The organism is Methylibium sp., assembly GCF_013817365.1.
In the GTDB taxonomy this organism is placed as follows: domain Bacteria; phylum Pseudomonadota; class Gammaproteobacteria; order Burkholderiales; family Burkholderiaceae_C; genus Methylibium.
Genome location: NZ_JACDCU010000128.1, coordinates 1 through 9,143, shown reverse-complemented (window position 1 = coordinate 9,143; position 9,143 = coordinate 1). Strand labels below are relative to the sequence as shown.

The 9,143-nt window shown below is 69.2% G+C and carries 6 protein-coding genes; 3 read left to right on the top strand and 3 right to left on the bottom strand.

What is annotated here, in order from left to right; genetic code table 11:
• From H0W38_RS09840 to H0W38_RS09830, 3 genes are all read right to left on the bottom strand, one after another.
• Positions 1-3,467: hypothetical protein (locus tag H0W38_RS09840; protein ID WP_292453363.1), on the bottom strand; the 3,467-nt coding region annotated here is incomplete at its 3' end.
• Between the two features lie 227 nt (positions 3,468-3,694).
• Positions 3,695-4,888, bottom strand: coding sequence for a rhomboid family intramembrane serine protease (locus H0W38_RS09835; RefSeq protein WP_292453361.1), 1,194 nt, complete (start codon positions 4,886-4,888; stop codon positions 3,695-3,697).
• 71 nt (positions 4,889-4,959) lie between these two features.
• Positions 4,960-5,946, bottom strand: coding sequence for a helix-turn-helix domain-containing protein (locus H0W38_RS09830; RefSeq protein WP_292453358.1), 987 nt, complete (start codon positions 5,944-5,946; stop codon positions 4,960-4,962).
• Positions 5,947-6,077: 131 nt separating this feature from the next.
• Here H0W38_RS09830 and H0W38_RS09825 point away from each other — a divergent pair, with 131 nt between their 5' ends.
• The 3 genes from H0W38_RS09825 (at position 6,078) to H0W38_RS09815 (ending at position 9,075) form a co-directional block, all read left to right on the top strand.
• Positions 6,078-7,097 (top strand): MoxR family ATPase, encoded by a 1,020-nt coding sequence (locus H0W38_RS09825; protein WP_292453356.1) that lies wholly within the window; start codon positions 6,078-6,080, stop codon positions 7,095-7,097.
• A gap of 17 nt (positions 7,098-7,114) precedes the next feature.
• Positions 7,115-8,005 (top strand): MxaS protein, encoded by an 891-nt coding sequence (locus H0W38_RS09820; RefSeq protein WP_292453366.1) that lies wholly within the window; start codon positions 7,115-7,117, stop codon positions 8,003-8,005.
• A gap of 86 nt (positions 8,006-8,091) precedes the next feature.
• The gene (locus H0W38_RS09815) at positions 8,092-9,075 is read left to right on the top strand and encodes a calcium incorporation protein MxaA (RefSeq protein ID WP_292453353.1); all 984 of its coding nucleotides are present in this window, start codon (positions 8,092-8,094) and stop codon (positions 9,073-9,075) included.
• The last annotated feature ends 68 nt before the right edge of the window (positions 9,076-9,143 follow it).

Below are 9,143 nucleotides of genomic sequence, written 5' to 3'. Positions count from 1 at the left end.
CCGCTGAGGCCAGCGATGATGCCGTCGGCGAACGCCTTGGCCTGATCGAAATCGGGCTTGTTGTTGGCGGCGCCGAGATAAGCGGCGGCGTTGTCCTTCAGGTCCTTGAGAGCGACGGTCTGCTTGTCGGCCTTGGCCTTCTCCGCAGCTTTGGCCTTGTCGTCGGCCTCTTTCTTTTCGGCCTCCTTCTTGTCGGCGGCGGCCTTGTCGGCACCGAGCTTGGTCTTGAAGACGTCCACCCCGGCGTCGAGGGCCTTGCCTGCAAGCTGCGTCGCCGAGCCCAGCGCGTCCTTGCGGGCAGCCTCGGCGCTGTCGATGGTCTTGCCGCCCAGCGCAGTGAGCACGGCTTGGCCGAGGAAGTCGGTCGAGAAGTCCTGCTGCGTCGGCGCCTTGCCGGCGAGCGTGGCGGCCAGAGCGCCCAGCGTGAGCCCGCCGCCGCCTTCGCCGGCGACGTTGTTGATGATGCTCGGCACGTTGGAGAGCGTCGCCGGCGCCGTGAGCTGGGCCAGGCTGTTTGCGCGCAGCGCGACGTTGTTGATCGCGGTCGCCTCGTCGCCCGGCGAGTCCTGCCAGTTCCAGAAGCGCGTGAGGTCGATCTTCTCGGCCGAGGGGCAGTGGCCGAGCACCGCCTCGCCGAGCACGCCGCGCGTGGGCAAGGTGAAGTGCGAGACGGGCGGCGAGAAGGCCTCGGTGTGAAAGCGCGTCAGCGCCTCCTGCACGGCGCTGTTGGTCAGCGGCGCGCGGTCTTCGGCGCCTTCGGCATCGACGTCGCCGGCCAGCTTCACGGCGAGCGAGGCCGGGATCGAGAACGGCATGATCATGCAGTTGCCGTAGTAGCCCAGCACCTGGTTGGCCACGCAGTTGAGCAGCGGCACGTGCTGGCTGGCGTCGGTGAAGCCATCGGGGTCCAGGCCCTCTTCGGGCAGGCCGATGGTGTAGCCCTCCAGCATCACCACGCGCTCCTCGGCGGTGAGCGAGGACCACACGGCTTTCGAGTAGGTGAGCGTGTTGCGCACGACGTGCTGCAGCGTGCGCTCGATCTTCATCATGTCGCGAAAGCCCAGCACCGGATTGCGTTCGAGTGCTGCCACTGGCAGGCCGCCGGACGGCAGTTCGACGGCGCTGCCGATATCGTCGGCAGCGATCGAGTCGGCTGCGTTGTTGATCGTCGCCTTGAAGGCACGCACGTTCGGCCCGCCGAGCTCGCGTTCGAGCTCGCTCGTCTCGATGCGCACCGAGGCTTCCAGCGTGCCGAGGTTGAACGCCAGGCCGGGAAAGCCGGCGGTCGAGTTCTTGATCAGGTCGAACAGGGAGTTCTTGGTCGGGTCGAGCTGGTAGTCCACCACGTCGAAGGCGCGGCGGATGTCGAAGCCGATGATTTCGCTCTTGTCGATGGATTCGGGGATGACGATGGAGCCGGTCATCGCCACCTCGCCGCCTTCGCGGCGCAGGCGCTTGAGTTCGCCGAAGAACTCGGCGCGCGTGCCGAAGCTCCCCGGCGCGATGGCCGTGAGCGGCGAATCCAGCCGCACCGGGCCGATGCGCCGGCCGCCGCGCACGAGCACCTGCACCCACAGCCGCTCGTAGGGGAGGTACCGGCCGGTCAGTGAGAAGGCCAGCACGTCGGCCGCCGGGCCGACCACGTCGACCTGCGCGCGGATGTTCGCGGCAAAGTCTTCGAGCAGGCGCAGCCCCTCGCGCAGGCGCCCGGGCAGGTTGGGCTGGATGGCGTCGGCGTGGCGGTGCAGCAGGGCGTAGCGCACGAGCAGCTCTTCTCGCGTGTCGACGCGCACGGTTTCGGTGAGTTCGAGTTGCTGGCCGGGCGGCAGGAAGCGCACGAGATCGAGCGGCACGAAGCACACGAGGCTCACGCCTTCGACCGCAGTCGTGCCCTGGAACTTGCGCAGCACCTCCCAATATTGGATCGTCAGCGCATGCGCCTTGTTGTGGTTGGTGATGACCTTGGTGGTGATGCTTTCACGGTCGGTCTCGGTCGCCAGCCGGATCGCGGTGCGCTGAGAAGAGCGGCGCCCCGAGGCCTGTCGCTCGACCGAGCGGTGCATGTCCTCGGCGGTCGAGCTGGTGTAGGTGCGGGCGCCATCGAGCGAGCTTTGCGTGCTGCCGTTGTTGCTCGATTTGCCGCCGCCACCGCCCGCGCCGATGCCGATCGCCACCGGCCCGAGGACCGCGCCGATGCCACCGGCCACGCCCCAGCTCGATGAGCGCGCCTCGTTGCGGTAGCTGGAATTCGCGCTCACATGTTCCTCGAAGGCCGAGTCGAAGGTGGCCTGCGCCGAGGCGTTTTCGCGCAGCGACGAGTGCTGCTGCTCGGCGATATCGACGCGCTCGAGTTCGCTCACGCTGGCCGTAGCGACGCGCTCGGACACCACGATGCGCTGCTGCTCGCCCGGAGCCAACGGCAGCGAATAGAGCAGGTTGCCGAGGGTCAGGCCGTCGTACTTCCAGACCTGCGCGAGATTGAGCACGTAACCCAGGCCGAGCGTGCCGGCCATGGGCACCGCGCGCTCGGTGCCGATGGTGTTGTTCCGCACGCCGATGATCTGGTCGCGAAAGCCATCGACGCTGATCGGCTTGTCGATGGGCACCCGCTCGACGAAGCGGGTGTCGGTGAGCTGCAGGGCGGAGATGAGGTTGGCGTCCCAGGCCGGCACCATGAAGCGCGCGGCCCGGCCCGCGTTCTCGAAGAAGGGCCCGCTCGGGAAGAACACGCGGGTCACCGTCGTCGTACGCGGCTCGACCAGGCGCACCAGCACCTTGTAGGGGAAGCGCCGCATGACGGCGTCTTCTTCGAAGGTGATGCTGCAGGCGTCCTGCCCGAGCTGCACTTTGACAGGCTCGTGCGCGCCTGCGCCGCTGCCTGGGCTGTTGGTTCCGGCCGGCAGGTCATCGACCAGATCGATCAGCGCGCCCACGATGCTGGCGGGCAGCGGTTCGAGCGCGTCTTCGAGCACGATCTCGCCGATGGCCTGCGCGCCTGTCGGCGGCACCGGCACGGTGATGCGCTGCGGCGGCCCGGCCGTTCCCGTCACGAGCAGATCCAGCCCGCCGGCCAGCAGCCTGCGGCGCTGTGCGTCGCTCACGGCAGGCAAGGGCAGGGTGAAGAGGCCGAGCGCATCGGTGACGACGCCACGGCCGATGACGGCGCCGCCGCCCGGCAGGGCCGGCTGCACGCTCACGCGCTCGGCCGGGCCGCGGTCGGGTTGAAGCACCAGGCCGCGCACCTGCCTGGGCAGGGTGCGCACCTCGGCCGCCATGTCGAGCGCCACGCTGGCGTGCTGGTGCAGCGTGGCCAGCCCGACACGAAAGTGCGTGACGTCGGCGATCTTGGTGGTCAGCACCCGGCGCTTGTCGTCATCGCTCAGTTCTCTGAGGCGCGCGGCGTCGGAGCCGATGAGGTCGAGGCTGGGCAGGAAGGGCCGGGACAGCACGGGGTTGCGAGCGGCCACACGCGAGGCGGCAGCCGATGCGGAATCCGGGGCAGGCGCAGGTGAAGGTGCGCGTGGGCGAGTGACCATCGGTGTGTCTCCCCTGCGCCTTGCCTCCGCATTCGGTAGTGAACAGCGGCCCGGGCGCTGCCTCAATCTACGTCGCGAGCGTGGCGCTGGCCGTCCCTAACTACGGATGCGAAGCAGGGGGTGAACACGCGCTCCCGCCGAGGCGGGAGGTAGCTTCGTCAGGGCGGGGCGCTTGCGGCTGCGGGGGCGGGTGAAGTCGATGCGGCTGATGCGGCTGATGTCGCCGAGGGGGCCGAAGCGGCCGATGGAGCCGATGCCGCACCGGTCGCCCGCAGCTCGATTTCCCGCGCCAGGAACGGCGCACGACGCATCGATTCGAGCGCGCCGCGAACGCCCGCTTCGTCCTTCTCGCGCAGCGCTTCGGCGAGCTCGTGCGAGGCGTCGCCGCGCAGCAGCGCGTACTTGCGCAAGATCTCCAGGGTCGCGGCCGAGGGCGCCGCCGCGTCGAGGCTGATCGCCGAAAGCTCCTCGAAGCTCGACTGGTACTCGCGCGACACGTCGGCGTCGATGCGCCCGGCCAACTCGTCGAAGGATTGGCTCTGGCTGCGTCCGGCCTCGAAGATGGATTGCCAGCGCGCGCCGATGCGCTTGTCGGTGTCCAGAAACTCGCGGATCGCCTCGCGCGCCTGCAACTCCTCGCCGAGCCTGTAGCGCGGCGCCGGAATCTCGATCACCAGCACGGCCAGCGCGCTCGCGAGCACGACGCCGGCCAACCAGCGCGGGCGCGTGCGCAGCGGGTGCGCGGCCGAGAATGGGCGTGCCAGCGCAATGCCGAGCAGCGCACCGGCCAGGAGGCCACCGATGTGCGCCGCGTTGTCGATGCCCGGAATCACGAAACCGAGCGCAAGGGTCGCCACCGAAAACACGGTGACCCCGCCGAACAGCCAGCGAAACTCGAACGGATCGACCCGGCTGCGCTCGCGCGCCAGGCACACCAGCAGGGCGCCGTACACGCCGAACACCGCGCCCGACGCGCCGCCCGAGACGGCCCGTTCGCCCTGCACCACCAGCGACAGCAGATTGCCCACGACGCCGCTGCCCAGGTAGATGAAGGCGAAGCGCCCGTGCCCGTACAGGCGCTCGACGAGCCGGCCGCCGTCCCAGAGCGCCCACATGTTCATGGCGAGGTGGAGCACGCCGAAGTGCAGGAACATCGCCGAGCCGAGCCGCCACCATTGCCCGTCCTTGGTGGCCGGGCCGAAATTGGCACCCCAGGTGAGCTGCACATCGTTCGGCGCATGCCACAGGCCCGCGCCGAAGGCCAGCATGACGGCGAACACCGCCACGTTGGCGGCGACCAATGCAAGCGTTGCGGGCGTCAGCCGCGCGGGGCTGCGCCACAGGTCCGCCAAGCGGGGCAGGGGAATTGGACTGGGTTCGACCGGCACGAAGGTATGACTTCAGATCTGCCTGGACGCGGTCATTATCGGCTCGGACGTCCCTGTGCGATTGCCCGGCAATCGCGCGGCGCGCAGCCGTAGCGCCGCTGAAAGCTGCGGCTGAAGTGCGCGGCGTCGCTGAAGCCGTGGCCGTAGGCGATCTCGGTGATGGTGTGCACGGCGCGGCTCGGGTCTTGCAGCGCCAGCCAGCAGGCGGCCAGGCGCTCGGACCAGATCCAGCGCTCCAGCGTGCTGCCCTCGTCGCGAAACAGCTTGTGCAGGTAGCTCTTCGACAGCCCGAGAGCCTGCGCGATGCCGCTGACCGAGAGGTCCGGATCGCTCAGGTGCGCCAAGGCATGCGCCTTGATGCGGGCGAGCTGTCGGCCGGCGCCGGGCGCTCGGGTCGGCTGCGCCGCGGCGCCATCGTGCAGGCCGCGCAGCCCGCCCGTCAGGATGCTGAGAATGCCCTCGGATACATCGGCGGCGGCGCGCGGGTCGAGCGTGCCCGTGCCGTTGCAGGTCTCGCGCACCATCTGCACGAGCAGACGCGCCGGCAACGAATCGGCGGCAACGGCGCGCGCGGTCAACAGGTCGCAGCCCGGCAGCCGCTCGCACAGGCTCGCTCGGGGAATGCGCAGCACCGCCTGCTGGTAGTCCTGCTCGATCAGCAGTTCGTAGGGCCGGCGCGTGTCGTAGATGCTGAACTGCCCGGGCGCGAGCAGTGCTTCACGCCCGTCCTGCGTCACCCGGCAATGGCCCTCGAGCTGCAGGCTGACAAGAAAGAACGCCTCGCCGGCCCGCCGGGCTTGGCGCTGCGAGCGGGTTACCCTCTTGTGGTGGTGCCCGGCCGAGACGATGCGAGTAAGCGCCAGATCGGCCACGTCGCGGTTGAGCATCGAGGCGTCGAAGCCTTCGGGGTCGAGCACCTTGAAGCCCGATTCGACGAAGCGGTCGGAGACGGCCCGGGTCCAGCCCGCCACCCGAAGTTCCGGCGGCAAGCTCGAAGTGGAGAACGCTCTGTCAAACCCCATCGTGGTTCAGTCTTGTGGATTCTTCGATGCCGCGCGGTGCGCTGGCGGACAAGCGCGGGTGCACTGGCAGGCAAGACGCGTCGCCCCCAAGGCGCCAAGCTCGCGCATTGTGTTCACGATGGAAATCCGCAATGAGTTCTGACGAGCAGCTTCAGGAATGGCGGCAGATCGCGCTGAAGCTCGAAGCCGAGGTGAGCAAGGCGGTGATCGGCCAGCCGGACACGATCCGCCTGATCAACGTGGCGACCTTCGCGCGCGGCCACGTGCTGCTCGAAGGCGACGTGGGCGTCGGCAAGACCACCGTACTGCGCGCCTTCGCGCGTGCCATCGGCGGCGACTTCGAACGGGTCGAGGGCACGGTCGACCTGATGCCGGGCGACCTGATCTATCACACGTATGTCGATGCCGACGGCAAGCCGCGCATCGACCCGGGCCCGCTGCTGCGCCACGGCGAGCGGCTGACCACCTTCTTCTTCAACGAGATCAATCGTGCCCGGCCGCAGGTGCAGTCGCTGCTGCTGCGCGCCATGGCCGAGCGCACGGTGTCGGCCTTCAACCGCGAGTACCGCTTCCCGCACATGACGGTGTTCGCCGACCGCAACAAGGTCGAGAAGGAAGAAACCTTCGAGCTGGCCTCCGCCGCGCGCGACCGCTTCATGTTCGAGCTGAACATGGCCAAGCCGACCGACCGTGCCATCCGCAAGGCGCTGGTTTTCGAGACGGCCTATCACGACGCCGACGCGCTGATCGAGACGGTACCCGCGGCCATGCTGCCCTGGGACCGGCTCAACGCGATCGGCGCGCTGATCCAGAAGAGCGTGCGCAGCAGCGAGACCATCGAGCGCTACGTGCTCGACGTGTGGGAGGCGAGCGAGACGCCGCTGGCCTTCGGTGTGCGGCTGGAGGGCGTGGACATGAAGCGGCTCATCCTCGCCGGCGCCAGCCCGCGCGGCATGAGCGCGCTCATGCGCGCGGCGCGCGTGGTGGCTTGGCTGAACGGCCGCACGCACCTTGAGCCGGACGACATCCGCTCGGTGCTGCCCTCGGTGCTCGGCCACCGGATTTTCTTCACGCCGGTGTACGAGCTGCGCCGGGCCGAGCTGTCGGATGCGCTTGTCGAGAAGATCATGGACAAGGTCGCCGCACCTTGATCGCGCTCGGCAAAGACATGCAAGGCTCGAGCGAGTTCCACTACCGCCTGCCGGCCAGCTTCGGCGGCTACCGACCCGGCGCGCACAAGGGCACGAGCCTGGGTGCAGGGCAGGGCTTCGCCGCGCACAAGCGGCTGTTCGATCACCCCGATCCGCGCCGCCTGGACCTGCGCGCCAGCGTGCGCGACGTGCGGCAGGAATGGCTGGTGCGCATCCAGCGCCAGCGGGTCGCGGTGCCGGTGCATGCGGTGGTCGATGTGTCGGCGTCGATGCACTTCGGCGCTGCGCGCAGCAAGCTCAAGGTGGCAGCCGACTTCGTCGAAGCCCTGGGCACGAGTGCCTTTCGCGCCGGCGATGCCTGCGGCCTGCTCGCCTTCGACCATGCCGAGCGCGACGACCTCTTCATGCCGGCACGCCACAGCCGCGGCGCCGGCTTCGTGATGGGGCAGTTGCTTCGCGATTGCACCGCCGATGACGACGCCGCGAGCAACCCGCAAAAGGCCGGCAACCGCGGTGGCATCGACGGCCTGCGGCAAGCGGTCGCGCGACTGGCAGGGCGCAAGGGCCTGGTGTTCCTGGTGTCCGATTTCCACTGGCCGCTGGCCGGCCTGGACGCCGTGCTCGAACTGCTGGCGCCGGCCTGCGTGGTGCCCATGGTCGCCTGGGACCCGGCCGAAACCGAACCCCCGGACGCGCAGGCGCTGGTGGCCGTCAGCGATGCCGAGACCGGCGTGCGGCGCAGCTTGTGGATGCGCGAATCGTTGCGCGGCGAATGGCGCGCCGGCGTTGCCGCGCGCCGGGATGAATTGCGCATGCTGTTCGAAGGGCGCGGGCTGGAACCTTTCTATCTGCACGGCGCGTTCGACGGCGAAGGGCTGACACGCCATTTCCTGGAGGCTGTTGCGTGAGACAGCCAGCTCACTTCGACTTGCTCTCTCCGTGTTCACCGGAAAGCCTTTTCTCTTCGAAGCATCGCGAGAAGGTGAGCCGGGCCGTGCTCCACTATTTCGGTCTGCTGGCGATTTCTTCGACTATCAGCTTCGGTCCGACGACGCGAGCGGGCGCGCAGCCGGTTGCCGCTGAAGTGCCGGCCAGTGTGGACTCAGCTGCCGCCGACGCACTTGGCACGTCTGCTGCCACGCAGCCACTGACGTCCGTCGGCACGCCGGCCATCGTCGAACAACCTCGCAGCTTCGGCCACGTGCTCGGCGACGTGCTGACACAGCGCATCCGGCTCGAACAAGCCGGCCGCACGCTCGAGCCGACCGCCCCGCCGGCCGCGGATCGCGTGGGCCTGTGGCTCGAACGCCGCCCGGCACAAATCGAGACCGATGGCGAAGGACAGCGGTGGCTCGCGATCGACTACCAGATCGTCAATGCTCCGCGTGCGCTCATGAGCGTGCCGCTGCCCGCGCTGACGATCGCCACGAACTCGGGTGTCACGCTCGCCGTGCCGGCCTGGCCGATCAGCATCGGCCCCCTGACGCCGCAAGCGGTGTTCGGTCAGGGCGAACTGCAAGCCTTGCGCCCCGACCGGCCGGTCGCCGCCTTGCCCACGGTCAACCTTCAGCGGCAGTTCTTCGCCGCGCTGACCGTGCTCGGCGTGGTGCTGCTGGCCTGGCTGGGCTGGTGGGCCTGGCGCAACGCCCGCGAGGCGCACCGCTTGCCGTTCGCGCGCGCTTGGCAGGAACTGCGGCACTTGGCGCGCACCCATCGCGACCAACCGCTCCCCGCCATCCCCGGAGCCTGGCTGGCGATGCACCGCGCGTTCAATGCGACCGCCGGGCGGGTGGTGCATCAGGCCGGTCTGCCTCGCCTGCTGGCCGAAGCGCCGCATCTGCGGCCGCTGGCCGAACGGCTGGAAGACTTCTACCGCCAGTCGGCCGCGCGTTTCTTCGCCGACAGGCCGGCCGCGCCGTACGAACTGCTCGAGCTGTGCCGCGAATTGCGGCAGGCCGAGCAACGCCACGCGCGCTAGCCTGCATCGAGACGAAGACGCGATGCGCCTGGATTTCGCCCAGCCCTGGTTGCTGCTCCTGCTGCCGC